The following is a 26,378-nucleotide window of genomic DNA, read 5'->3' as shown; positions in this document are numbered from 1 at the left end:
TGTTTTCTTTGAAGTTTGTGTTAATATATTTTAGTTGGCTTGATAAGCTTGGATGTTCGCTAATATTTTTTCAAAGTTTAGGCGAATTTTCCGGGGCGTAGCGCAGCTTGGTAGCGCGCCACTTTGGGGTAGTGGAGGTCGTGGGTTCAAATCCCGCCGCTCCGATTTATATATTAATACAGATAAATAATACAGATATATATTTAGCATTATTTGTAATAAGATATATCCTCTACAAATATAAAATTAGAGGATTGCTTTTGATAGATATTTAGCTCTGGTAGTGATTGCGATCGCTATCAAATAATTAGTGTTTGCAAAATAATTTTAAGATATCTATTTTTGCACAGCCATTTTTACACAACGATTCATATATGTAGATATGTTATGTAGATATGTGATATTCCAGTTATTGCAAATAATATCTGACCTCTAAAAGATTTCTATTTGAAAAAGAAATAAAGTAAAGTGGTTATTAGTGTTTAGTTTCTTCTGGTTCTTACCTTACTTTCTATAAATTTAATAAATGATACCTTAACCTGGTAAGCGTGCGTTTACCTAGGTGATTATGTATATGCTATCAGCCCCCAAACTGCTTACAGATCCATTTTTACAATTACCGACTGAAACTTCCGTAAGAGTTGTTTGGTTCTCTGAGTTTGATGGTGATGGACACCTAGTTGCATACGGTGAAAATCTTGCTCAAACGGTATTTGCCAAAACAACTCAACTTAGTCGGGTACGAGAAGACCAAAAATCAAGAGTTGGAGAGCAAATAGAAGATGGACAAATTTACAAACATCCTGTAAAGCGAAATATTTGGCGACATGAAGCCGAACTAACTAATTTAACTCCTGGGAAACGGGTTAGTTATCGCGTTACCAGCGTAATGGGAGATGGAAAAACAGTAAGTAGTAGTATATTTACACTTACTCCCTCACCACCACCCAATGTCCCCTTGAAAATACTTTTGACTTCCGACCATCAAATCAAACCGATGGTAGCAGCAAATCTTCAAAAAGTAGTAGAAACTGTTGGAAGAGTTGATGTGGTTTGGTTCGCTGGAGATCTAGTAAATATTCCCGATCGCGCTAGTGAATGGTTTGATGATAATCGGGGTAATGGTTTTTTCCCTTGTTTGCAAGGTCGTGCTAAATATGCGATCACACATGAAGGTAGGGAAAATATTTATACTGGCGGACAAATTATTCAATACGCACCCATGTTTACCTGTATTGGGAATCATGAAATTATGGGACGTTTTGAACGGGAGAAAAGTCTAGTGGATGAATTTAAGGATACTATCCCCCGGAAATTTGCCCGAAAGTTTTATGGTGAGGAATCTTTAGATGATAAATCTTTGAATAACAAATCTCTAAAAAATAATTCTTTTAATAGCGATACTTACGAGGAAATTTTTACTCTTCCCCAAAGTCAGGAAGGGGGGAAAACTTATTATGCTGTTACTTTTGGTGATGTACGTTTAGTTGTTTTGTATGCAACTAGAATGTGGCGTTTTCATACCACTGAAAATGGACGCAAAGGAAAATACGCAGAACCAGAAGCAAATTTAGATAATCCGGAAAACTGGGGTTACGGACAACATATATACGAACCAATTAGTAAAGGTAGCGCTCAATATAATTGGTTAAAATCAGAGCTTGATAGTTTGGAATTTAAACAAGCAAAATATAAAGTTGTGATGCTACACCATCCTCCCCATACTTTAGGAGGTAATATTGTCCCAGCATATACCAATCCCGTACAAGTAGTTACATCGGATGAAGATGGTCGAACAAAAGAAGTGCATTATGAATATCCCAAAGAACAAGATTATATTACCCAAGACTTAATTCCTTTACTTGAAGAAGCAGGGGTACAACTAATTTTTTACGGACATTCTCACCTATGGAATCGGTTTGTTAGTCCCAAAGGAATGCACTTTTTAGAAACCTCGAATGTTGGTAATTCCTATGGTGCGAGTTATGGGGAAAAAAAGCGAAAACATATACCAAAAAATAGCGATGGAAGTGCTGATGTAAATTATGTTGAAACTGGCGATCCCTATGGTTTAGAACCTGTAGTTCCCACAATTGCACCAATGGTCAGCGAGGATGGCGAACCTTTACCTTATATTTCTAGTAATGAAATTACAGTTTTTAGTATTTTTGATACCGGTAGTGGTAAGGTAAGTAGTTATTTATTTGATACTCGTAAACCTGAATCTGAAGCAATTAAGTTTGACGAATTTGAATTAAAGTAAAGCTGCTTCTCCTCACATCTGTTTAAATTACTACAATAAAAGTTGAATGGGCTGAGATTTTTGCATCACTTTCACCATCATGGTTAATATTAATTAAATTGCATCAGTTGGTTTTGTCCTATAAATTAGCGATCGCTACCAATTACCCTTCTATACCCGACATTTTCTTGTGATGCAACAAGAACGTTAACTAAACTAATGCGATATTGAATTAAAGCTCTACTGATTATATTTTTATACATAGCTATTTTTGCGGATTTGCAGCTATAAGTAAACAGATACTATATATGTTTTAACTAGTTTTTAAGTTTATGTAGCCAATGTTATTTCTCCTTTAGGAAAAGAACATACAAAACAACGATAAACCTCTAAGAGGCGTTCCGCGTGTTCGCTGTAAGTGCGTGCAAAGCAATATACCTGAAAGATATCTCTCTCTGCCTAGCAATCGCATTTTAATAAAGTGTAACGACGAACAATTAACTCCCTACATAGTTGATAAATTGAACAGAAATCAAAAAACAGAAATAGTAAAAAATGGAATGGAATTAAATCGCAGAAAACAAAAATAGGGTATGTATTCAAGCTAAGTTCTACCTTTTAAATCCAAATTACTAAAGGTGTAAATCTTTTCATATTCTCCTTTTCCAGTGGATTTATAGAGATTCAAAAGTCAGCAAGTACTAAGAATAATAGTTTGAAAATACATGTCGTCATTAAAAGTATAAAACATTACAAATCATTAATTTATTTATCAGCTTCTACTATCCTTTAAGGTCAATCCTTGGTACTTTGCCAAAACATTGATTGACCGGTAGGAAGTGTTGCTATGCAGTAATTTCACAAAAGTGTTATTTACGAGAAGTCAAGGTAACCAGTTTATGACAAGAAAAATCTCCGATTTTAGACAAACAGACGATAGTAAAAACTATGAATATTTTTTAGAGTATGGAAAAGTTAAGATTTCTGCTCAAAAACCTGCCATTCTTTTAATTGGTGGTGCAGAAGGAGGAACTGTAGGAGAAGATGCTGCGACTCAATGGTTTCTGAAACAATCCGATCTAGGGGATTATTTAGTTTTACGTTGCAGGGGAATTGGTAGACAAGCCCAGTGGGTAGCGGATAATTATAGTCAGTTAATCAATTCTGCAGCAGAACTTTCTATTGATAGTCGAGAAGCAGCAAATAATCCTGATGTAGTGGAATATATTAAAAATGCTGATGCTTTATTCTTTGCTGGTGGAGATCAGAATGAATATGAAGATTACTGGGAAGGAACAGCAACAGAAGATGCTATTAACTATTTAATTAATCATAAAAAAATTCCTGTTGCTGGAACCAGTGCCGGGATGGCGATTTTAGGAGATTATTATTATGCACCTTCTCGACAAGGGTTGATAAGTTCAGAAATTTTGAACGATCCTTTCCATACCAATACTAAAGACATTTATCACAGTGATTTTCTTCAAGTTCCTTATCTCAAACATGTTATTACTGATACTCATTTAGATAGACGTAACGATCGCCATCCTGAAACAAGGTATGGAAGAATCTTTGGGTTAATGGCTCGAATTATGGTGGCTGAGAATCATAAAGTTTATGGTATTGGTTTAGAAGAAGGTGCATTTGTAGGTATTGATGAAAAGGGAATTGCTCGGGTTTTTGGGAATGGTTCTGACCGGGGACAAGATGCTTACTTTTTACAAACTAATGGTGCTTTCCCCGAACAAATACAACCCGGTTCGCCTTTAATTTGGGATAATTATGGACGAGCAATTAAAGTTTATAGAATTTCTGGAACCCCTGAAGGAAGTGGTTTATTCGATTTGAATAACTGGTTAACAGCTTCTGGAGGAAGTTGGGAATATTGGTTTACGACAGGTGGTTACTCTGGTTTTCGAAGAGAAGAAATAAGATATTAAAATTCATGATTTTCAACTCAATTGCTCACGCTACGCAACCCTAACACTCATTACTCATTACTGTGCGCAATACCTAGAGGCTTCGCCGACGCCGCAGGCTCTAGCTATAGCTGCGCTACCTACGGAACTGCTACCTACGGATCCGTCCGGTACGCTTACGCTAGCTACGCGCCCCCCGCAATACCTAGAGGCTTCGCCGACGTCGCAGGCTGCCTCTAGCTGCGCTACCTACGGATCCGGTACGCTAACGCTGGGCGCTAACATTACTCATTACTTCTTACTCCTGACTCCTTACTTAAAATCCTAATGAAATGGACATTTTCCTCGCGCTCCTAAATTTTTCCAAGGTTCGGGTTGGGGAAATAAATTAGGTTTTAAAAGTATATTTTCAAATTCTTGATGAAATACTTTGGTTGCTGAAGCTGAAATTGGTGGAATAATCCAGCCCCAATCAGCAGGAACAGTTCTACCTTCACTAGCTTCGCGCTTACAATGCATCATGAATTGCTCTGAAGCTGTATGATGATCGACCATTAAAATGCCACTATTACTAAATGAATGTAACACAGCGGTATTCAATTCAATTAATGCTCTGTCTTTCCATAAGGATAATTTAGAACGAGTATCCAATCCTAACTTTTCAGCAATTATGGGAAGTAAATTGTAGCGATGAGCATCACCAAAGTTGCGGGAAGCGATTTCCGTACTCATATACCAACCATTAAATGGTGCTGCAGAATATGACACTCCACCAATTTCTAAACAATGACTAGAAACACAAGGTAAAGCATGCCATTTTAAACCTAAATCTGCAAACCAAGGTAATTCGGGATGGGTAATTGGAACTTCTAAAACTATGTCTTGAGGAATTTCAAATAATTGTGGATTTTCTCCTGGTATTTGAATAATTAATGGCAAAATATCGAATGGAGTACCTTTACTTTCCCATCCCAATCTCTGACAGATTTTTGTAAGTTCGAGTTGTGCTGGATCGCCGATAATTGTACCATCAGGCTGTTCGTAACCTGCATAGCGGATTAGTAAAGGATTCCAAATCCGAATACCTGATCTTCCTGGTTGATTAGCTGGAAAAATTGAAATTACCGGTCTAATTTTGCCACCATTTGTTGCTAACTGAATATGTTCTAATATTGCCTGAAAGATTTCTTCTGCAGTTGACAAATGTCTCAAGTCACGAACGGTTAATGTCTGCCAAAATATTCTTCCTATGCAGCGCGAACTATTTCGCCAAGCGACTTTGGAACCATAGGTAATTTCTTCTTTAGTTTGTTGATATGTTCCTGTTTTTTCGACTTCAATACATATTTCAATCAGTCGTTTCTCAAGATTTGCAATTGATAGATTGTTTTCCTTATAGAAAAGTTTGATGAATTCTGCAGCTTCAGAGATGATAGAGTTTTGAACTGATTTTATCTTGCTTGAGTTTATTTGAGCTAAATTTATCTTATCTGGATTTATTTTACTTGATGTTTTTAATTGTTTACTTAATTGATTGTTTTTTAAACTTGCAGGAAATAAATAACGGTATTGTTCAATAATTGATTTAACTCTTATTTTCTGATTCATCTTTTCTGCAAAATATATTTGTTTATTTATCAATACATGTGGAGTAAATTTACAAAGAATCCTGAGTAATGATGCAGGGGATATGGCTACTATCAACTAACTATTTCCGGTGTTGCTCGAATAGCAGCTAAATAGCAAATACTTAAATATTCAAATTGATTAATAGATTAGATTTAGAGTTAATAAATTTGTAGGAAATAAATTGATAATGAATAAATTTATCGCAAACTAATTATTAGGTTCCTTGAGGAAAAAGACACATAAACTTGTACAAATCAACGCTATAGCCATAGTGTTAAACAAGGTTTGAGTATCGCTAAAGTTATAAAGAGTTAGAAAAAGTACACCACCCACATTCCCATAAGCACCAACATTACCTGCAATTTGTCCAGTAATTTCCCGCTTGATTAAAGGAACTATGCTAAATGTTGCACCAGCACCAAAATTACCCCAACCACCGTATATTCCTTGAGCAATACCAATCTCTTGGGGTGGAAAACATTCTGCAACCATGCGTACTCCCACCACAAAACCTGCACCCACTACACCCATAGTCAAACTGCTATAGACAAGTTGGTGAAAACTAGTTGCAAATCCAGTCATAAAGCAAGGAATTACAGCAAACACTAGGACTCCAGCAAAGGTGATTCGCGCTCCCCAACGGTCTAACAACATCCCAATCAAGATTCTTGCTGGTATCGTTAGGGCTAGATTGCAAATAGCTAAGGTTTTAAGTTGTTTCGAAGTCAGACTTAAATCGTTGTGAACTTCGAGCACAAAAGGTGCAAAACTAAACCATACTAAAAACGATAGGAAAAAAGCGAACCAAGTTAAATGTAGAATTATATATTTTCTGGATAATAGCGAAATAGAAAACATCAGATTTATAAAGTTGTTTTACAACGAAATCTGACACAAAAGACAAAGGACAGACGTAATTTTGAAGCTGTTTTAAAGACAGCTAATATTGCAGAAGATAATTTTTACGAATATGAATAAAACTTTGAAGTCCCTAATTACATAGCTTTAAGAGATGCTAAATAAATATGCAGTCAAAATTTAATAGTAGAAAAACAGTATGATTAAGCTGTTACGCATCTAATTTGTACATTATTCTATTCGATAGCAAGGTCTCAAACCTTCTTCAATTATGTCCTACGGACACGCTATAGCTAGAGGCTTCGCCGACGCCGCAGGCTCTAGCTGCGCTACCTACGGATCCGGAGCTGCTACCTTACGGATCCGCTAATGACTTTTGACTTTTGACTTGCTGTTGTGCATTTAAAATGCACAACAGCTTAACTTATTTATAAAGTCAAATTTAGATATAAGTACTGTTGTAAATATTAGTTATTTTGTCTTTTACAAAATTGGATAAATTTTTGATGTTTGAATTGTTCTTTTTTGTCGAGCATTTTTTCTTCAGTTATCGATATGCTAATTATGCTCGAAGCTTATGAGATGTTACTACTATCCACTGACTATTCTTGCTGACAAGTGAATACTACTCCGGGTACTATCCGGATGGATATCCACTCGGACATCCAAATGGGTATCAACCTGGTTTTATTGTAAACATATGTTAACTAATTGCAAGGTATTTGTTGATCGTAATTGGTAGGAATTATTGAGAACAGAAGCAATACAAGAATTAGAGATTGGTAATTACGTCTTGGTAAATATCAAGAGATTTAGTAAGATTTTTATTAAGAATAAACTCAATTACCGTGGATGAAGCTCAATGCATTTACTGGTGGTTATTTGAAAGAGCTTTACCTAAATAAATTTGCTTGGAACCTTTAGGTATATAAATCCAGCCAAGACTTTTTAGGCGATGCGTAAGATTAGAAATCGTTACCCCAAGTTCATCTGCAATTGGATACAAATGACGCCATTTAGTTAAGTCACGCCCTCTTCGTGCTTCTTCTAATTTAAATAAAGGCATAAGTAAACAACTAGCAAAATATTGAGCCTGCCATTCAATTTCTTTTTGAGTGTTAATACTACGACATAAAAACGGTTCTATAGTCATTCCTATTTCAGAACTCATTCTTTCTTTGAATGTACCGACAGCATTTTGGTCAATATGAAGCAACCAATGTCCGATTTCGTGAGCTATGGTTGATTGCCCAAAACCACCTTCGAGTTCTGGGATTTGATCGTTAATAATGATTTCTTTTTGAAGTGGAAAAATCATTGCCGCTACATACCCTTCATCATCAGGAGGTATACTTTGCCAAATAACACCTATATCTAAATAATCAGCAACTGTTTCAGCAACACATCTTCCTTTCAAGGGGCGCTTTCGTGTTGCTTGCACCTGATTCAAAATGTCTAGCGCCAGACGTTCTATTTGTTCTTTAGGTAAGAACTTATATGACTTAATGACATTCAACTCTGTTTCTCCTCAGTATCCTGAGTAGTCTTTTGTAATACTTCCTGTGCAAATTTTGGCTCATCGCGCATCCTACGGAGCAAGGCAGGCATTTGTTTATATTGTTTTACCAGGTCTTCAAAGACTTTGGCATCATCTGGGGTAATTCTTCCTGCAAGTCTTCTTAATTCATCTTTTTGTTCCCTTAAATCGAGATTAATTGCGAGCAAGTCAATAACGTCTTCACTAGGAGGATATCCTGCGTGGTCATTCTCTAATTTAGATAAGTATGTGTAATTTACTCCCACTAACTTAGCTAATTCGCGTTGACTATATTCTTTTTGCTTACGAGCTTGACGAATGAGTTTACCGAAGGTCTGACTCATGGTTTTTTCCTTTTAATCCAAGAATCATACTTTACCTTGACTTTAGTGTTGACATCGAGTTTAATCTTTGTGTTGATTAAGTTGGTCAACATGGGCAATATAAACAATATACTGGATGTGAGAAAAAACTTCTACCCCATGAATCATCAGGTATCTAATCCAAGAAAAGTTTGCTCCAAAAAAATTTGGAACTTCGCTAGCTACAATCTATTATCTTTGCACTCTCCCCCAGTAGGACTTGAACATTTACATTGCGATATGAAAAGAGGTTTTGCTAAGGCGCGAAAACGAGAACCTCTAGTTGCAGCACTTTTAAAGCAAGACAACATACCTCAAAGGATAGGGCTCTTAGCACAAAAAGGAGTTTACGAATTCCATCAAGACTCTTCAATGTTTTCTGATAAAGATGCTATCGATCAGTTAGCAATCATTTTGCGATTAGATCGAGAATTAGATTTAGTCCGCGAAAGGGTAACTCAAATTCTGAAGAATTATCTGAAAAATCCGATTCTTTCAGGTAAGAAGGTAATCAAATTAAGTCGAGGTGATGAGGGTTTCCCAAAACCGATTTTAATTCAACAGGGTGATTATCTATTTAATTTATATGCAGCAATTGACTGTATTTTAATAGAAGAAGATAATACACTGCATATTTTAGATTTCAAAACTGGTAAAACTGACTTTGATCGCAGACAAGCTTATATTTATCTGTTAGCTGCAAAATATCTTTACCCACGATACAAGACGGTAGCTTCTTTTTATAACCTAGAAACTTGCAAGCACTCAAAACCAATTACAGCAACACCTGAAACTGTAGAATCTTTCCAAATAATAATGTCTAGGTTGGCAAAACAACATCAACTGGATTTGCAACGTTATCGAAAAAACTCTGCTGATTTCAGATATATATTTCCGCCAAACCCTGGTGTTAGCTGTCGATTTTGTCCCTTTAGTTCTATCTGTGAATTTGCTATTGCTGAGGTTGCTGCATGACTGTTGCTATTACTCAACCATCTCCAAAATCTGCCGTAAATAAAATATTTTTAAGTGAGATTCTCCCACTAGTTTTCTTAAAAGATAATTCAAAATCTGACTCAAAATCTAATTCAAACCTCAACTTAGTATGTTTTCGACTTTCTCCTGAAGTAGGTAAAGAAATTGGTAATCGTTTAAGTTGGCGTTTTTGTCAAAAGTTTCCCGAACTAATTGTTATCTGGCACAATAGATTTTTCTGGGCTTTAGCTAAACCTAATGAAGTAATACCTAGCCCGGAAGAATGGCGCGAAGCACTTACGGAAATTTGTGAGGAACTAAGAAAAGATATTGGTGACTGCGATTATTCAATTCAATGGGTACGTCAACCACAGTTAACAGCTTTTGTTTTTGCTGAGTTAGCTGTTAGAATCTTAAAAATTACTCGCCCTTTTTCGTCGATCGTTGCTTTATCTGAAAAGTTGGTAGAAGTAAAGCGCGAAGCAGATTTTTGGGCTGAAAATATAGAAATAGAAAGCCGCTTGCAACCCGCTTTAACAATCACAATTAAGAGTAGTTTTAGCTATAAAAGTAATTTAGCTGAGTTTTATCAAAATCATCCCTACAGACAAAATCCTGAACAGTTGTTAATTGGTTTAAAAGTTCGAGATATCGAACGCAACAGTTTTGCTACAATAACTGGAATTGTCGGTAGCATTGGCGAACATAGAGAAAAATTAAAAGAAGATGCAACTGGTGCAATTAGCAAACAAGCATTGGAAGAAGCACCAGACGAACAACCAGTAGTTGCTGTAAAATTTGGTAAAAACAAGCAACAATTTCACTACGCGATGGCTGCTTTACGTCCTTGTGTAACAGCTGAAATGGCTTCTAGATTTGAGGTAGACTACGGTAAATTACTTAAAGCAACCAAAGTTATTTATAAAGAAAGAAAAGAACTTTTAGCTCTACACAAGAAAGAAGCAAATACTGTTCTAACTCATTATGGATTTCAAATAGGACAAAGTATAAATAGTCGCAAGTATCCACAATTATTTTGGCAACCACCAATTAAACTTTCAGAAACCAAGCTGCTATTTGGGAAAAATGTCGCTGAGGTTCAAAGTAGAATACTCACGGGTCTTTCCAAAGGTGGTGTTTACCGACGTCATAAAGATTATATTCACCCATCAGATAAAATTAGGATAGCTGCTTTGAAGGTTGGTGATTTTCAGGTTGCTTTTTCTTTTTTAAAGGAAGTTGAACAACGTTTAAAACGATATGGTTTTACAAGTCTTATTCCAAAAGAAAACATTAAGTCAGTATCTTTAGAAAACTTAACTAGTATTGAAGCTAGAGCAAAAGTCGAGGAAAATATCGATGATTTGATGGAAAAAGATCCTGATATGGTTCTGGTCTTTTTGCCAAAAGAGGATCGCAGTATCGATGATACTCAAGGTGGTAGTCTATATTCTTTAATTTATTCGCGTTTACTGCGAAGAGGAATTGCTAGCCAAATTATTTATGAAAACACCCTGAAAACTGTTCAACCGACCTATCTTCTCAATCAAGTCATTCCCGGAATATTAGCGAAATTAGGTAACTTACCTTTTGTATTAGCTGAACCACTAAAAATTGCTGATTATTTCATTGGTTTAGATATCTCTAGAGGTTCTAAAAAGAAACTTGCTGGAACTTTGAATGCTTGTGCTAGTTTACGACTTTACGGCAAACAAGGTGAGTTTAACGGCTATAAATTAGAAGACGCTTTGATTGAAGGCGAAGAAATTCCGCCAAGAGTCTTAGAGAATTTTCTTCCTAGAGCCAAACTTAAAGGGAAAAAGGTGTTAATTTACCGAGATGGACGCTTTTGTGGTAATGAAGCTTTACACTTACAAGAGTGGGGTAAAGCAATTGGTTCTGAGTTTATCTTAGTCGAATGTTATAAGTCTGGAATACCTCGACTTTATAACTGGCAGCAACAAGTTATTAAAGCACCTACAAAAGGTTTAGCACTGCGCTTATCTGCTCGTGAAGTGATTTTAGTAACGACACAATTAAAATCTGAGAATATGGGTTTACCACTCCCCTTACGTTTGAAAATTCACGAAGCAGGGCATCAAGTATCAATTGAAGATTTAGTTAAAACGACACTCAAACTCACCTTACTTCATCATGGCTCTCTTAGGGAACCGCGTTTACCCATTCCACTTTTCGGTTCTGACCGTATGGCTTATAGAAGGTTACAAGGTATTTATCCTGGTGCATTAGATGGCGATCGCCAGTTTTGGTTGTAATTGTAATTGAGTACCCATCTAAGCGCTAAATTAAAATTAATACTTGACTGGTGAAGATAAATTACCTGTTCTAGAGATTTTGAGCTTAAATTTAACTGTGACGCAAGTATTTGCTTGGTTGAAACTTAGTAAATAACAGGACATTATATATTTTACACATTATAAAGATATTTATTCTGGCGTACTAGATTGACTGTAAATTCTATTTTTGCCCAATCAACTCTTTATAAATCTGTTCCTGTGCAATCATATGTTGATAGAGTTTGACTAAAAAATCTTGAGCTTGTTCGAGGTTCATCTGTTGTACTTTAGTCGCAAATGCACGTATATTGAATTCTTGCTCCAAAGATAGTTTTTTAGGTTTCAACATAATTCTCTCCTCATATATTTTCAACAAATAAACATTATGAAAAAATTAACCTTAATTTATCTTTATAACCCGGGTTTTTCGTTTGAAACAATCTACTGTCATTCATCTGCTGCGTTTCAGGGTTCCATCTGCATAAAGTTCTAAAGGAATTAGTTCTAATTTACCGTTAATAAGTTGCTTGGAATAAACAATTTTGACAAAATCTAAATGTTTATGATGGTTACGATTTAACATCTTACTTTCTCCTGCCTTACAAACTCATTTGCATCTCCAGAAAATACACCATAAATGATTTTCTCTAACTCTCGTAAATTGGGTATTTTCTGAGATTTTTAATCAAATTAAAAGTCTTAAGACTTCTACTAATTTAATAGGGTGATTTTTTCATTTTATGCAGTTTTTCGATGGGTTTTTACCGCTAAATTAGATTCACTGCAAACAACGTATAGCTTCTAACAAACCCCGCGCCTTATTCAAAGTCTCTTCGTACTCCTTCTCCGGATCCGAGTCTGCAACCAAACCCGCACCAGCTTGAACACTAACAGTATTATTTTGTACCACCATTGTTCTGATCGCGATCGCGCTATTTAATTGTCCTTCAAAATCGTAATGTCCGTAAACGCCAGAATAAACCCCGCGTCTACAAGGTTCTAATTCATGAATAATTTCCATCGCCCGAATTTTCGGTGCACCACTCACAGTACCAGCAGGAAAACAGGCTTTTAATAAATCCCACGCAGTTTTACTCGGCGATAACTTACCAATAACATTACTGACAATATGCATGACGTGAGAGTAACGCTCAATTGTCATTAACTCATCAACCTTGACAGTACCACTTTCACAAACACGCCCCAAGTCATTACGTCCTAAATCCACCAACATCACATGCTCGGCTATTTCCTTGGGGTCTTGTAGCAAATCTTTCGCAAAAGCAGCATCTTCCTTTGCTGTTGTACCACGGGGACGAGTCCCAGCAATAGGACGCACTGTCGTTACGATACCTTCTTCTGGATCGCGATCTGCTTTTACCATCACTTCCGGGCTAGAACCAATGATTTGCCAACCATTGAAGTTAAAGTAAGCCATATAAGGAGAAGGATTTACTTGGCGCAGAGAACGGTAAAGTGCAAAAGGGTGTCCGGTATATTCTGTAGAGAGACGCTGGGAAATTACTACCTGAAAGATATCCCCAGCCTTGATATACTCCTTAGCCTTATTGACACTGGCACAGAATTGTGGTTTAGTAAAGTTACTTTTATAATCCTGCACATTTAGTCTACTTCGTTCCCCCGTAGTACTACTTCCCGGAGGTACCCACTCTACGATAGTTTTTTCCGGTTTCAAAGGTAAAGATAATTTGCTCACCATTTGATTTACCCGAATACAAGCAGATTCGTATGCTTGCTTTAGATCCGTGTGTGGGTGACGTAAATCGGCATAAGCAATAGCCCAAATTTTGCGTTTGACCTGGTCAAATATCAATAAATGGTCTACTTGCATCCATAAACCATCGGGAAGATTTCTTTCATTTTGTAAATGAACTGGTACGCGCGGTTCTATCCAACGAATTAATTCATAACCCCAAAAACCAAATAGACCGCCGATTCCTGGAGGTAGCTGAGGTATTTTTACTGGTCTGTATACTTCGAGACATTCAGCCAAAGCTGTAAATGGATCGCCCTTGAAAACGACTTGCGAACCATCACGGTGGGTTTGGGTGGTATGGTAATTCTCCAGACTATCCTGTGAAGATGCATCGTTTCTGGCTTCTAAAACCCACAAGGGATCGCAACCAACAAAACTATAACGTCCTAATTGCTCTCCACCCTCCACTGACTCAAGTAAAAAACTATATGGTTGGTCTGCACACACTTTGTACCATGCTGATACAGGAGTATCTAAATCGGCGACCCATTCCTGATAAACAGGTACAAAATTACCTTGCTCAGCGAGTTCGGAAAACAGGGAAAAGTTTGGAGCAATCATTTACTAAGCCATAAGCATTAAATATTCATATCTAGCAATTATTGCAAACTACCAAGGAGAAAAGTAATAAACAGGTGAATTTATTACTTCATCCTTGGTAATTCTTAGCTAGTCAGGTTTGAAGATAGTTTAGATCGGGAGTTTACTTTAAAATCTCCCCAATCTTAACTAAACATCGTGGGTTGCTTTGCCACTAAATTTAATTGTTGCGGGGCTGGGATTAGCACCGATGTTACGAGGAACATGACGTACCTTTTGGCGACCTTCATTCACTTTTTCAGGGAAGACACCATCAGCAGGGTGCAGGTACTGAGTTTCTCCGTTGGGATAAATTCGGTAAATTTTGTAGTCAGTAATTTTTAAGGGTCTGAGTTTTCTTACACCCAAGGCGATGCAATGTTCTTTGCGAGGTAAATAAAGAAGGTTTTCGCCTTCATTCATAACAGCCGCGCCACCTGTGGGCAATTCAAAAACTTGCTCTTTAGGGCTAGTCCAAGTAATGGCGTACTTCTCTTCTTCTTGTGCTTTTTGCAACAAGCCACCCGTGTTACCACCAAATATTGGGGTTTTTCCAGTAAGTGTGTCTGCCATAAAGTTTCTCTCAAGGTTTTTACGGCATCCTAGCACTCCCGTTGGGCAAATATTGCGATTATGTAAGGAACTTTAACAGTTTTTAGTCATTTATTTTTTTTTTCCAATGTTTATAATTCAATTTCCCGATTGCAAAGCAGATGCCTACGGCATATAGCTAATTACTATTAACCTTGGAGCGTTTTTGTCCCTGACTCCCCTCAAATACAGGTATGGTGAAGTGAAACTCACTTCCTTGGTCTTTACCTGATGACTTTGCCCAAATTTCTCCACCCCAGCCAATAACAATTTGGCGACAAATGGCTAAACCAAGTCCAGTTCCGCCTGCAGTTCGCCTCAAAGCTCCTTCTTCCTGGTAGAAGCGGTCAAAAACCACCTCTAGGCGATTTGGTTCAATACCCCTACCAGTATCGGCAACGGTAACCTCTACCATGTGTTGCTTGTTCAAGTGGGCAGAAATCTTAATTTGCCCCCCTGATGGCGTAAATTTGCAGGCATTATCTATTAATTTTGCTAGTACCTCAACTAACCAATCACCATCTGCTTTGACTAAAGGTAACTTTTTGGCAACATCAGTTGTGATTTCTGGTAATTGTTCTTGAACAACACGGGTATTAACCCTACTCAGGGACAGGTCAATACATTCCTTTAATGTTAAAGATTCGGGATGCCATTCTACCCGTCCACTTTCCAAATTCGAAAGGGTGAGGAAATCTTGCACTAGCTTGCGCATTCTTTCAGAGTCAGAAAGTGCTGTGTTTAACATCACCTGCCTGAGTTCTGGGGGCATATCAGGTTCGGTGGAAAGACTTTCCAAACATACTTGAATTGTGGAAAGGGGCGTACGCAATTCATGACCAGTAATCGCAATTAAGTTGCTACGGGTGCGATCGAGCGCTTCTAATTGCTGGTTAAGATCTTCTAAATTGGCATAGGCTTCAGCTTGAATTAAAGCCGAACCGAGATGAGTAGCGATCGCTTTGACCATATCTACTTCTCCTGTCTGCCATTCGTGGGGAACTTCAGTACAGTAGTGCAGTTCTACAATCCCCAACAATCTTCCTTGAAATAATACAGGTTCTATCAACCAAGAACGAATTGCAAATTTTTCCACCAAGCGCCAAAGTTCTCTAGAACCGGTAACCCGTGGTTCGTGAATTACATCTGTGACGCAAATCCCTTCTCCATCTTGGACAACAGACTGAAACAAAGGATTATTGGCTAGGGGCCATTTTTTCCCCAAAACAGATACTAAACCATTATTTAAGAATTCATGTTCGATTGTCGCCTTACTGTCAGTCGCTTGGGCACGATAAATTAAACAACGAGAAGCTGCCATATTTTGCCCTAATTCTTGTGCTGCGACTTTTAAAACTTCCTGCGGATCCAAAGAGCGACGAATTGCAGTACTAATGGAATTTACCAATCGTTCTTTGCGAGCTTGGGCAGAAATAGAACGATAAGCTTTGTGTAATTTATATTGGCTAGCTTGTAGATAGGTTACTAAGCGTTGAACAAAAGGATTAGTATCAATGTCACAAGCGTATTCATTATTTTGCTCTGGTGTTGATAACTCTTGACCTTCTGTTGTCCCAATCCCCAACCTTTGCTTTGCTTGCTCGACTTTATCTGTTAATTCAGGTCGGTAAGTCAAAATTCTTTGGAGCAGGAATTCTGCTGCTTTGAGACTTACTCCCCTTTCCGCAGTCCAAATTCCTTCAAACCTTCGGGCTGCGTCCATATCAAGACTACTGGCGACTTCCCGTATTTGCTTATGCTTTGCTAATGAACCAACACTTTCACGACAAACTAGACAAGTAGCATAGTTCTGAGCAATTACAACTAAATGCCATTCCTGACTTAAAGGATCATCTGGCTCGAAAGCAATTTTTTCATAATACTCCGAACTATTGGCAAAATCTGTCTCTGGTGCAGATAACACATAGATTTGATTGCTGATTTGTGCTAGACGCTGGTATCGATGTGCTTCTTGGCGGTAAAATCTTTCTCTTTGAAAATTCGCAATCACCAATGGCTGCTCCAAAGTAGCAGCCAAAACTTGATCTTCCATTGCGTGGGAAAGTGCTGTCAGTGAAGCCTTAAAGTAAAGCTGCGGTCGGAGGTGGGGTAGCGCCTGTAGCAAATCACTTAGCACTGAAGTCGAAATGCTCATGAATGTTGTTTAGAGCCACAATCTGGACAACATCAACTCAGATGCATTGTACAAATTACAACGGTTTCCCAAGTTAACTACCATAGCTATTACATGTAAAGAACAGCAAAGTAAAGCTAATTTGAGAGATTGGCTCGATTCATTAATCAAAAAGTAAGCCAAAAGGACTTTAATTTGCATACCTCGATCAAATAAAATTCAATCGAATAACAATATATAGGGGATGCTGAGCTTTCCTTCTGAATACGCAAATCAAATGTATATCGCTCCAAAAACCGCCCGTAACAACAACACTTACTCTCGCAAGCATTTATTGTCTGTACAATACCTGTTAGGATAATTCATCATTTTTATTGCCATCCTCTTTAAGGAAAAGAGCGTTCAGGCAATACAGTATTGCAAAGCTTGTCGCTATTTGCTGAAAATTATCAGATATCAATACTGCAGGTGTTTTCTCCTTTATTTATCTCACGGAAATAAACATGTACGAGTCTCAACTTGTTACTCGCACCATGCTCATCCATACTCAAATTACATTTTCTCATTGTGCTGACACCGTAATGTCTTAAATCATAAACTACTAGCTCAATATACATCTTGAGCAACACTAAAATCTGCTAGCACTTACTCATAAGATTTGTAATTTACGCTATTTCCTACATAAATTATGTGGTTTTGATAAAGCTCACAACTATTTAACCTTAAGTACAATATTATTGCTTTGTTATATAAATTACACTTTATCACTGGAAGTTTTGATTTCGCGTTTTATCTTACTTAATGATTTAACAATCTCTAAGATAGAAACAATAATTTATCTCTCCATAAAATTTAATTACAGGTTTTAAATAGAGATAGATATCGCTTATTTATTATAAATTTTAAGTCATAAGAAACATCTCAAAATGCGATTTTTTCAAGGCTTACCAGCAAAATATAAAAAATATAGAGAAATTCTAATAATATTTACGATTTTTATGACGCAAAAAATAGATTTTTATTAAATTATTTATATAGTTTTCCAAAAAAAATACTTTGATGGTTGATATCTAAATTTTAAGTTACTAAGATAAATTAAAAAATCAACATTTTTATTTATAAACAGCGATACTAATTATTCATTGCCTAGAGTATTAATACTCATGTTGAAAATTGTTATTTAACTTGATTTTGATGGAAATAATTGACTTTTTATTTTAAAAATAGTATAAATTCGCCGAAATAAATTAACTATTTTAGAAAGCTTAAATATATTTCAAACTTCGTATAACTTATTGCAGCGTAATTAAAATTAATTAATACAGGTAAAATAAAAAACATATTTATTCTGTGGAGGTAATTTTTGTTGGTATGCTTAATAAGCTGTTAAATAACTTTAAAACGAATTGGATGGGGTAAATCCTGGTAGGGCGAGGAAGCATTCCAAATACCCTATTCTACAAATCTTTTCCCTACCCTTGCCAAGATTACTTATGCCGCCCATAAAGTTGTTTGACACAAAAAATCTTATAATTAATCAGTAATACAATAAATTTAACTAATGATTTGAAGAGCGCCTGTTAGCAAATCTAACTCAAAATATGCCCAAAACTTTTTCTGTGTTTACGATCAGCTGGTAACCTCGTAAACTAATTGTTTAGTTTTACTTTCCGACTCTACAACTTCTGACTATTGGCTAAAGTTATAAGTATTTTTATTTTTTATTTTTATTTTTGGTGTTCTCAAAATATGGCTTGATATGAATTCAAGCATTTTTCCATGTTATTTTTCCACGTAAATAGTTTGAGTATTTTATTCTGTGCCAATGAAAAAACAATTTACACTTACATATAGAATGTTTTTATTGATACTTTTAGACAGCGGTTAGACAGATAAAGATTTGATTATTTAAATTGAGAACCGTTGTTTTATTGCTTGTTTTTGTTCAAATAGTTCAAGCAGCTGTAAACAGCACATTTTTCCTGTTGGGCTGAAAGAGTCTAAGAAATCCTAGAACATACACGTAAATAAGCGAATGAGTTTAGATACATTTATGACATCAGAAAACATCATTTTAGACGGAAAAGCTTTCATTTATGCAGAGCAAATGCCCATCCCAGAATGGCCTTGTGTTGTAAGTGAAAGACCTCAGCCAACACTGACAGTTAAAGATGATGATTTATTTTTAGTAACAGATACTTTAGGTAATATTACTGGATGTTCTTTAGGTGATAATAATCCTAGTATGGGATTATTTTGTTCCGATACCCGTTTTATTAATCGTTTAGAACTACAGATTGAAGGGCGATCGCCAGTACTGTTAAGTTCTACTGCAGATAAAGGGTTTTCCCTATCTGTCTTATGTACCAATCCAAAAATAAATGAAGGATTAAAGCCTGATACAGTAGGAATTCGACGTGAAATAGTACTGAATGGGGCACTATTTGAAGAATTAGAAATATCCAACTACAGTACCTCCAGCGCGAGTTTTGAATTAAGTATAAGTTTTGAGTCAGATTTTGCCGATTTATTTGAAGTGCGCGGTTATGGTCGAAACCAAAGGGGTAGACTGTTACGTTTGGTAGAAAATCCGCCAGAAGAAAATACTACTAACGGGGATGGTAGCAGCGCTTCCCAAAATCAGAAATCATCTGAAGCTGAAGAAGATAAAACTTTAACTATGGCCTATCAAGGTCTTGATGGGTTGATAATGGAATCGCGCATTCATTTTCAACATCGACAGCCCGATTATTTTAAAGGTTATACTGCTGTATGGCAGTTCGAGTTGGCTTCCCACGAGACCCAAAAGTTAGGTTATCGAATAAATTTATTAACTAATAATAAATCTAGTTCCATTGTTAGCTCTCCTGTAACTTTAGTTCAAGCAAGATCTGCTGAATTAATGGAGGAGCAACATTGGGGACAACATATTACTAAAATTCGCTCGGATAAAGGAACCTTTGATCGCGTAATTGAAAGAGCCGAGCAGGATATGTATTTATTGCGCCAATCTTTTGGCAAGTATAAAACTGTTTCGGCAGGGGTACCTTGGTTCTCAGCTTTGTTTGGTCGAGATTCTTTAATTACAGCTTCCCAAACCTTGATGCTCAATCCCCAAATTGCTAAAGAAACTCTAAAACTATTAGCCCAGTATCAAGGTAAAGTTGATGATGAATGGCGCGAAGAAGAACCGGGTAAAATTTTACATGAATTGCGTTGGGGCGAACTAGCTCGGACTCAAGAAATTCCCCACACTCCTTATTATGGAACTGTTGATGCTACACCATTGTGGATCATGCTCTATTGTGAGTATTATGCTTGGACCCATGATGGGGAAACCTTAGAGCAGTTATGGCCAAATGCTTTGGCTGCAATGGATTGGATCGACCGTAATATGAAAATTACTGGTTATCTCAGCTATTTCCGCAAATCAAAAGGCGGCTTGGTTAATCAGGGTTGGAAGGATTCCGGGGATTGTGTTGTTGACCGCAAAGGAGAATTAGCCAACGGATCGATTACTCTTTGTGAAGTTCAAGCTTACGTTTACGCTGCAAAACTTCGATTGGCTGAAATAGCCAAAATGAAAAAGCGCTTAGATCTAGCAGATTGCTGGCAAGAAGAAGCCAGAAAACTCAAGCAGAATTTTAATAAAGACTTTTGGATTGAAGACCAAGATTTTTGTGCTTTAGCTTTGGACGGTGAAGGTAAACAGGTTGATAGTATTACTTCTAATCCCGGTCATTGTTTGCATTTGGGTTTATTTTCCCCCGAAAAAGCTTACAGTGTTGCGGAAAGATTGCGCGCACCAGATATGTTTAACGGTTGGGGAATTCGAACTTTAAGTAGTTTGTCCCCCGCATATAATCCTATGGGTTATCATGTTGGTTCTGTTTGGCCCCATGATAATGCTTTAATTGCTATGGGACTGCGATCACTAGGTCTTGTCGATCAAGCTTTAGAAATTTTTGAAGGTTTGTTTGATATGACTTCTCAACAAGCTTATCAACGTCCTCCAGAATTATTCTGTGGTTACGAACGCAATGGCGAAAATGCTCCCGTACAATATCCTGTTGCTTGTACCCCTCAAGCTTGGGCGACTGGAAGTATTTTCCAACTATTACACATGATTGTTAATTTGGTTCCCGATGCACCTAACAATTGCTTGCGGATTATTGACCCCACTTTACCAGAATCAATTAATAGGTTGTCCTTGCAAAACTTAAAAGTTGGTGGGACAATCCTCGATTTGGAATTCGAGCGTTCTGGAAATACTACAGCTTGTCGCGTAGCCAAAAAGCGGGGTAACTTGCGCGTTGTTATTGAAGCATGATCCAACAATTTCAAAATAAAAACACACCTTTCTTAAAGATTGGTGTGTAAATGTTTATCAAATCTGAAAATCTGAAAATTTAGCAATCATAGCGCTACCTTATTGGACTAGAACATTTTTTGTTCCCTGTTCCCTACTCTTTGCTACCTGCATAAATCAAAAACTAAAAGTTAGGAGTCACAGATGGGAAAACCTTGCTCCTAACTTAAATTAAATGAATATTATTTAGTCCTTAGTACCTAGCATTTAACAAAGATAATCTTGAATGCGATTAGTTTTAGGTATAATTACTAAGCCAAATATTTAACTTTAAATTTCTTCTCTATTATCTCTTTTCTTTCCAGGAGAAGCTTCATAAAGTGCATCAAGTTTTTGGCGTGCATCTTCAACATTAATCGAACGCATTACTAATAGTGGCTCTTTAATCAAATTACCCGCTTCGTCCAGTAATTCTGGATGCTGTTTATTTGTTGCCATGTAGGGTAAATTACCATTCTTTGCTACAGAAGAAGTTTTCCCAGGGTAATTTTGCTCAGAATCGAAACTGAACATTACTAGATTGCGGATTAAATTAGCAACTGCTATTAAAGCAAGGATTGTAAAAACAAGAATGTAAAGCAGGTGTAGCATAGGGTGTTCCTCCAAGAGAAGCAAGTTTCAAAATTGAATATTTTATGATTTCGCTTATCCACACAATTAGGGATAAGTAGTATACGATACGTAAGTTTTTAAGTATTAAAAAACTCTACAGTCGGGTCACCTCAAAATATCTCCAGACATTTGCTAAAGCTACTTTGAAGTTCAACGTTTAAAGTGTTTTATCATTTGACAAACTGTCGTGTCGTCATTAATGCCCCTTAGCTTGTTGAGAACGAAACCGCATAGCGACTTTCCAACATTCTGTTACCACATGGTGCCAAGGTATCAAAGTATCCATATCTATTCCGACTTGTCCTTCAGTTGCACTAAACAGCATTTTTGCTGTGTTTACTTCTTCTTGAGCCTGCTTAACTCGGGCGAGTAAGGCAGATTGTTCCTCACCACTCATGAACTCAAGTTTTTCCTTTTCAAGAAATTCACGCGAGCGTGCAAACCAATATTGAAAATCTTCTAACAACGGCTGCAATACCGTTTTAAGTAACTCTGAGTCCGGTAATTTCGAGTCTCGCATAAATGAGAAGGATTATTCCAAGTTTCTTACTAATATTAACGTTCTTTACTATTCTTAATGTTTAGTAAATGTTTTCTCTAAACTATGTAGCTTAAAAAAATGTTAATAATACTACACAATTATTATATTAAATTATGATTTTTTTATGTATATACCTAAAGGAAGGAGTGTGAAGAAGTAAGAGAAATCTTGAGTTTTGAGACCCAACCCGTACCTATAAATATGTTACGAGCTTGACATAGAATCAAAAATCTCTTCACTGTTGGAATTACTTACTGCTCTCATTTTCGTTACAAACTGAGTTTTAAACTCTAATATCCTTAGAGTTTTGGATCGCTTAAGCAGATCCGCAATGACTAGCATTGAGATTTTCTATTCATAATGTTTTATTTTCTTAACATTTTTTAACAATTGTTCTGGGTGTGAAAAGAGTCTATTCAGAATAAATCTGAAAAAATGGTAAAGGGCAATGGACTATCTGACACTTTTGCTAGCTACAATATGATTTATTAGTCTTAAGGTGAGACTTTAAAAGGTGAGCTTTGAGAAAAAGTTAATGATTACCGCCAACTGATAAACTCTAGTAAAGAGATTTTTGCTGAAAAAATTGTAGTAGAATTTATACCCATTAATTTATATCCATTAATTAAGCAATCAATGTAATTTCCGAAAGCTCTAGACTAACCTTAGAACAAGTTGTGCAGAAATTAATGAGAATTTTTGATATGGCGGAATATTTGGACTAAATCTCAATTTATCGTCTGAATCAAGCGAAGAACTAAAACTGAAATAAAATTTCAAAAAAAGTCTGAGTAATTTATAGTCTTCTATAAAGTTAACAGTAGAACTATTTTTTAGCTTTCTATTTTGGTTTCTAATTTCAATCTAAATTTTGGAACTGTAGTACAGATAGATCTAGTATTGTTAGATGTCTGAGACTCTTTCAACAGTCAGAAATTTCTCATAATTTACTTTGAAAATAACTTATTACTTGTCAGACTTAACTTTGCTTTGTATTTATATGGTGTGAGTTAATGTAAGTCTAGTTAATATATATGCAGTTGAAATCACTTAATAATAGGTAGTTACTTCGCCAATGCTTAAACAGCCGATATCGCCGAAATCTGAAGAAAATCAGTCCGAAGAACCAAAAAAAATCTATTTACCCCGTACTAGCGAATCGGAAAATCTGAAAAAGATTCGTCACACTACATCTCACGTGATGGCGATGGCTGTACAAAAGCTGTTTCCTAAGGCGCAAGTTACAATTGGTCCCTGGATTGAAAATGGTTTTTACTATGATTTTGAAAATCCAGAGCCATTTACCGATAAGGATTTAAAAGCCATCTATAAAGAGATGGTGAAAATTATTAAACGTAAATTACCCGTCGTTCGAGAAGAGGTTACCCGGGAAGAAGCAAAACGCCGGATTCAAGAAATTAAAGAGCCTTATAAATTAGAAATTCTCGATGATATTAAAGAGGAACCAATCACCATTTACCACCTAGGAGAAGAATGGTGGGATTTATGTGCTGGACCTCACTTGGAAAATACTAGCGATTTAACCCCCAAAGCGATCGCTTTAGAAAGTGTAGCAGGTGCTTACTGGCGCGGTGATGAAAATAAAGCTCAGTTGCAACGTATTTATGGTACTGCTTGGGAAACTCCCGAGCAATTAACCGAGTACAAACGTCGTAAAGAAGAAGCCTTACGTCGCGACCATCGTAAACTCGGTAAGGAACTAGGATTATTTGTATTTACTGATATTGTTGGACCAGGTTTACCTTTATGGACTCCCAAAGGAACTTTATTGCGGACAATTCTGGAAGATTTTCTTAAAGGAGAGCAAATCAAACGTGGTTACCAACAGGTTGTAACGCCCCATGTTGGTCGAGTAGATTTATTTAAAAAATCTGGACATTGGCAGAAATATAAAGAAGACTTGTTCCCAATGATGGCAGAGGATGAAGAAGCAGCAAAACAAGAACAGGGTTTTGTTCTTAAAGCTATGAATTGTCCTTTCCACGTCCAAATTTATCAAAGCCAGCTGCGCTCCTATAAAGAATTACCAATGCGGATGGCGGAATTTGGTACTGTTTATCGTTACGAACAGTCAGGAGAATTAGGTGGTTTAACTCGGGTACGTGGATTTACCCAAGATGATGCACATATATTTGTCACTCCAGAACAGCTTGATAGCGAATTTCTCAACGTAGTAGATTTGATTTTATCCGTTATTAAGAAGTTGAAACTAGACAAAAATTTCAAAGCTAGGCTCAGTTTCCGCGACCCTGAGAACAAAAATAAGTATATTGGTTCTGATGAAGTCTGGGAAAAAGCAGAGAATGCGATCCGTCGTGCTGTAGAAACCTTGGGTATGGAGCACTTCGAAGGAATTGGAGAAGCAGCATTCTACGGACCCAAGTTAGATTTTATTGTTAAAGATGCTTTGGAAAGAGAATGGCAATTAGGAACCGTACAGGTAGATTATAATTTGCCATCAAAAGAAAGATTTAATTTGGAATATGTCGCCGAAGATGGTTCTCGTCAGCATCCCATCATGATTCACCGCGCACCTTTTGGTTCCTTGGAGCGTCTGATTGGGATTTTGATTGAGGAATATGCGGGAGATTTTCCTTTATGGTTAGCGCCAGTTCAAGCCAGATTGTTACCAGTTACGGAAACCCAGGTAGATTTTGCTAATGAAGTAGTAGCAAAAATGCAAGCTTTAGGAATTCGGGCTGAAGTCGATAAAAGTGGCGACAGACTCGGTAAGATTATTCGTAATGCCGAGAAAGAAAAAATTCCCGTCATGGCGGTAGTGGGAGCTAAAGAAGTAGAGTCAAATTCTTTGAGTATCCGTACCCGTGCTTCTGGTGAATTGGGAAGCATACCCGTTGCAGAAGTTTTGGATAAGATGAAAAATGCCATTAATAACTACACTGATTTTTAAGTCGCTTTTGGTGTTGCTTAAGTGACTTTTATAAATACAGTATTTGTGTAAGTAAATGGTTATTAGGGCGCACTTCAGTGCGCCCCTACTACTTGGAAATAATTGTATAAATTATTTTTGATTAATATTTGTTTTTTTACAGGTCGATCGTAAAAGAACATATATTTTTGCCATTATCGGCGATCGTATTTCCCCGCACGATTAAATTCTTTTTGGATGTTGGATCTTGCAAGTCTACTTCGCGATCTACACCCACTTTATGAACGGAAATTTTGCTTTCATCTCCAACAGCATTAATTTTTATATTTGGATATTGTTTGGCTAAACGTAAACCAGCCATAATTTCATAATGATTACTTTGATGTAGATTGGGACATCTAACAAGGGTGATATGCTCAACTTTACTAATATCGCTATTTGCAATTAAAGTATATTTCCCTGAGGGACGAGCTTGAATATCTAGAGTTTTATCTAGATGCAAAATTATATGTATTGAGACAAAGATATAAATTAACCAGGAAAAAATCTTCAGCAAACTTCGTCCCAAACAGCGCACTTTCAGGAATTGAAGGAACCCAATAACGCTCCATTCCTGGTTAGCGGTAAGTATTAATTACAACTATCTTAGTTCCAGCTTTCTTTGCCCAATGGAGATATTTAACTGTTACCGGTTGATTATTTGCAACATTGGAACCGATAAAAACCAGTAAATCTGTTCTAATCCAATCCTTATAAGATACAGAAAAAAGCCCATAATTTAGGCTTCAAGCTTGTTGAGAAGTCTTCTGGAAGTTCAGTTTCTTGAAAGAGGGATAATACCAATTTCATATGAAGATGCATAGAATCGCGACACCTAAAACTGTTGCAAAACAATAATTTTGGCTTTGAGCATTTTATGCAGGCTCACAAAGAATTGGTATAACTAAATATTAACTAAAAGGCTTTAAATATGTCTTTAAATAAAAAGATTCTTTTAATTGTTGGCGTCACATTTTTTGCTACGTGTATTGTCTTAATATTACAT

The 26,378-nt window shown here is 36.6% G+C and carries 17 protein-coding genes, 1 tRNA gene and 2 pseudogenes; 7 read left to right on the top strand and 13 right to left on the bottom strand.

From position 1 onward, the window contains the following. The first annotated feature begins 91 nt into the window (after positions 1 to 91). The 3 genes from QNJ50_RS07295 (at position 92) to QNJ50_RS07285 (ending at position 4,182) form a co-directional block, all read left to right on the top strand. Positions 92 to 165 (top strand) — tRNA-Pro (locus QNJ50_RS07295). Between the two features lie 409 nt (positions 166 to 574). Further along, positions 575 to 2,263, top strand: coding sequence for a metallophosphoesterase family protein (locus QNJ50_RS07290; protein WP_300633646.1), 1,689 nt, complete (start codon positions 575 to 577; stop codon positions 2,261 to 2,263). 878 nt (positions 2,264 to 3,141) lie between these two features. Then, complete coding sequence (locus tag QNJ50_RS07285; RefSeq protein WP_300633644.1) at positions 3,142 to 4,182, top strand: cyanophycinase; 1,041 nt, start codon at positions 3,142 to 3,144, stop codon at positions 4,180 to 4,182. Positions 4,183 to 4,485: 303 nt separating this feature from the next. On the opposite strand, the gene QNJ50_RS07280 is transcribed toward QNJ50_RS07285, so the two are convergent. From QNJ50_RS07280 to QNJ50_RS07265, 4 genes and pseudogenes are all read right to left on the bottom strand, one after another. Continuing rightward, the gene (locus QNJ50_RS07280) at positions 4,486 to 5,769 is read right to left on the bottom strand and encodes a nitric oxide synthase oxygenase (protein WP_300633642.1); all 1,284 of its coding nucleotides are present in this window, start codon (positions 5,767 to 5,769) and stop codon (positions 4,486 to 4,488) included. A 417-nt stretch (positions 5,770 to 6,186) separates the two neighbouring features. Then, positions 6,187 to 6,648: pseudogene (locus tag QNJ50_RS07275) on the bottom strand (MFS transporter); the annotation flags it as partial. A gap of 868 nt (positions 6,649 to 7,516) precedes the next feature. Further along, a complete protein-coding gene (locus tag QNJ50_RS07270) occupies positions 7,517 to 8,164 on the bottom strand; it encodes an ImmA/IrrE family metallo-endopeptidase (RefSeq protein WP_300633640.1) in 648 nt (215 codons plus the stop codon). After that, the gene (locus QNJ50_RS07265) at positions 8,161 to 8,529 is read right to left on the bottom strand and encodes a helix-turn-helix transcriptional regulator (RefSeq protein WP_300633638.1); all 369 of its coding nucleotides are present in this window, start codon (positions 8,527 to 8,529) and stop codon (positions 8,161 to 8,163) included. Before QNJ50_RS07265 ends, QNJ50_RS07270 begins: the two co-directional genes overlap by 4 nt. Before the next feature lie 138 nt (positions 8,530 to 8,667). On the opposite strand from QNJ50_RS07265, the gene QNJ50_RS07260 reads away from it, so the two are divergent. Both QNJ50_RS07260 and QNJ50_RS07255 read left to right on the top strand, forming a co-directional pair. Then, positions 8,668 to 9,522 (top strand): PD-(D/E)XK nuclease family protein, encoded by an 855-nt coding sequence (locus QNJ50_RS07260; RefSeq protein ID WP_300633636.1) that lies wholly within the window; start codon positions 8,668 to 8,670, stop codon positions 9,520 to 9,522. Continuing rightward, entirely contained in the window at positions 9,519 to 11,798 is a 2,280-nt protein-coding gene (locus tag QNJ50_RS07255) for a Piwi domain-containing protein (RefSeq protein WP_300633634.1), read from the top strand. The genes QNJ50_RS07260 and QNJ50_RS07255 overlap by 4 nt, the downstream gene beginning before the upstream one ends. Before the next feature lie 202 nt (positions 11,799 to 12,000). On the opposite strand, the gene QNJ50_RS07250 is transcribed toward QNJ50_RS07255, so the two are convergent. The 5 genes from QNJ50_RS07250 to QNJ50_RS07230 form a co-directional block, all read right to left on the bottom strand. Then, positions 12,001 to 12,168, bottom strand: a complete 168-nt coding sequence (locus QNJ50_RS07250; protein ID WP_300633632.1) for an NblA/ycf18 family protein — start codon at positions 12,166 to 12,168, stop codon at positions 12,001 to 12,003. A 102-nt stretch (positions 12,169 to 12,270) separates the two neighbouring features. Next, positions 12,271 to 12,402 carry a hypothetical protein gene (locus QNJ50_RS07245; protein WP_300633631.1) on the bottom strand — a complete coding sequence of 44 codons (132 nt, stop codon included), beginning with the start codon at positions 12,400 to 12,402 and terminating at the stop codon, positions 12,271 to 12,273. A gap of 195 nt (positions 12,403 to 12,597) precedes the next feature. Continuing rightward, positions 12,598 to 14,157 carry an anthranilate synthase component I gene (gene trpE, locus QNJ50_RS07240; protein ID WP_300633630.1) on the bottom strand — a complete coding sequence of 520 codons (1,560 nt, stop codon included), beginning with the start codon at positions 14,155 to 14,157 and terminating at the stop codon, positions 12,598 to 12,600. Between the two features lie 168 nt (positions 14,158 to 14,325). After that, on the bottom strand, positions 14,326 to 14,748 hold the full coding sequence (locus QNJ50_RS07235) for a photosystem I reaction center subunit II PsaD (protein ID WP_300633628.1): 423 nt from the start codon (positions 14,746 to 14,748) through the stop codon (positions 14,326 to 14,328). Positions 14,749 to 14,905: 157 nt separating this feature from the next. Next, positions 14,906 to 16,921, bottom strand: coding sequence for a DICT sensory domain-containing protein (locus tag QNJ50_RS07230; protein WP_300633626.1), 2,016 nt, complete (start codon positions 16,919 to 16,921; stop codon positions 14,906 to 14,908). A 2,014-nt stretch (positions 16,922 to 18,935) separates the two neighbouring features. Between QNJ50_RS07230 and QNJ50_RS07225 the strand changes: the two genes are divergently transcribed. Then, a complete protein-coding gene (locus tag QNJ50_RS07225; RefSeq protein ID WP_300633624.1) occupies positions 18,936 to 21,230 on the top strand; it encodes an amylo-alpha-1,6-glucosidase in 2,295 nt (764 codons plus the stop codon). Between the two features lie 309 nt (positions 21,231 to 21,539). Here QNJ50_RS07225 and QNJ50_RS07220 read toward each other — a convergent pair whose 3' ends face one another. Next, the gene (locus QNJ50_RS07220; RefSeq protein ID WP_300633622.1) at positions 21,540 to 21,860 is read right to left on the bottom strand and encodes a DUF2973 domain-containing protein; all 321 of its coding nucleotides are present in this window, start codon (positions 21,858 to 21,860) and stop codon (positions 21,540 to 21,542) included. Positions 21,861 to 22,077: 217 nt separating this feature from the next. Then, positions 22,078 to 22,401 carry a DUF2605 domain-containing protein gene (locus QNJ50_RS07215; protein WP_027845347.1) on the bottom strand — a complete coding sequence of 108 codons (324 nt, stop codon included), beginning with the start codon at positions 22,399 to 22,401 and terminating at the stop codon, positions 22,078 to 22,080. 1,096 nt (positions 22,402 to 23,497) lie between these two features. Between QNJ50_RS07215 and thrS the strand changes: the two genes are divergently transcribed. Then, positions 23,498 to 25,354, top strand: coding sequence for a threonine--tRNA ligase (gene thrS / locus QNJ50_RS07210; RefSeq protein WP_300633619.1), 1,857 nt, complete (start codon positions 23,498 to 23,500; stop codon positions 25,352 to 25,354). A gap of 136 nt (positions 25,355 to 25,490) precedes the next feature. Here the strand turns inward: thrS and QNJ50_RS07205 are convergent, their stop codons facing one another. Continuing rightward, on the bottom strand, positions 25,491 to 25,835 hold the full coding sequence (locus tag QNJ50_RS07205) for a hypothetical protein (RefSeq protein WP_300633617.1): 345 nt from the start codon (positions 25,833 to 25,835) through the stop codon (positions 25,491 to 25,493). 25 nt (positions 25,836 to 25,860) lie between these two features. After that, positions 25,861 to 26,091: pseudogene (locus QNJ50_RS07200) on the bottom strand (formate dehydrogenase); the annotation flags it as partial. Between the last annotated feature and the right edge of the window lie 287 nt (positions 26,092 to 26,378).

The sequence above is a fragment of the Mastigocoleus sp. MO_188.B34 genome, from assembly GCF_030065675.1.
Lineage (GTDB): Bacteria > Cyanobacteriota > Cyanobacteriia > Cyanobacteriales > Nostocaceae > Mastigocoleus.
This window is presented reverse-complemented; position numbering and strand designations above follow the sequence as displayed.

Bases quoted from the DNA above. Each gene is read 5' to 3' on its own strand.
- QNJ50_RS07290 (WP_300633646.1), top strand. From the start codon at position 575: ATGCTATCAGCCCCCAAACTGCTTACAGATCCATTTTTACAATTACCG.
- QNJ50_RS07285 (WP_300633644.1), top strand. From the start codon at position 3,142: ATGACAAGAAAAATCTCCGATTTTAGACAAACAGACGATAGTAAAAAC.
- QNJ50_RS07280 (WP_300633642.1), bottom strand. From the start codon at position 5,769: ATGAATCAGAAAATAAGAGTTAAATCAATTATTGAACAATACCGTTAT.
- QNJ50_RS07265 (WP_300633638.1), bottom strand. From the start codon at position 8,529: ATGAGTCAGACCTTCGGTAAACTCATTCGTCAAGCTCGTAAGCAAAAA.
- QNJ50_RS07260 (WP_300633636.1), top strand. From the start codon at position 8,668: ATGAATCATCAGGTATCTAATCCAAGAAAAGTTTGCTCCAAAAAAATT.
- QNJ50_RS07255 (WP_300633634.1), top strand. From the start codon at position 9,519: ATGACTGTTGCTATTACTCAACCATCTCCAAAATCTGCCGTAAATAAA.
- QNJ50_RS07250 (WP_300633632.1), bottom strand. From the start codon at position 12,168: ATGTTGAAACCTAAAAAACTATCTTTGGAGCAAGAATTCAATATACGT.
- QNJ50_RS07245 (WP_300633631.1), bottom strand. From the start codon at position 12,402: ATGTTAAATCGTAACCATCATAAACATTTAGATTTTGTCAAAATTGTT.
- trpE (WP_300633630.1), bottom strand. From the start codon at position 14,157: ATGATTGCTCCAAACTTTTCCCTGTTTTCCGAACTCGCTGAGCAAGGT.
- QNJ50_RS07235 (WP_300633628.1), bottom strand. From the start codon at position 14,748: ATGGCAGACACACTTACTGGAAAAACCCCAATATTTGGTGGTAACACG.
- QNJ50_RS07230 (WP_300633626.1), bottom strand. From the start codon at position 16,921: ATGAGCATTTCGACTTCAGTGCTAAGTGATTTGCTACAGGCGCTACCC.
- QNJ50_RS07225 (WP_300633624.1), top strand. From the start codon at position 18,936: ATGAGTTTAGATACATTTATGACATCAGAAAACATCATTTTAGACGGA.
- QNJ50_RS07220 (WP_300633622.1), bottom strand. From the start codon at position 21,860: ATGCTACACCTGCTTTACATTCTTGTTTTTACAATCCTTGCTTTAATA.
- QNJ50_RS07215 (WP_027845347.1), bottom strand. From the start codon at position 22,401: ATGCGAGACTCGAAATTACCGGACTCAGAGTTACTTAAAACGGTATTG.
- thrS (WP_300633619.1), top strand. From the start codon at position 23,498: ATGCTTAAACAGCCGATATCGCCGAAATCTGAAGAAAATCAGTCCGAA.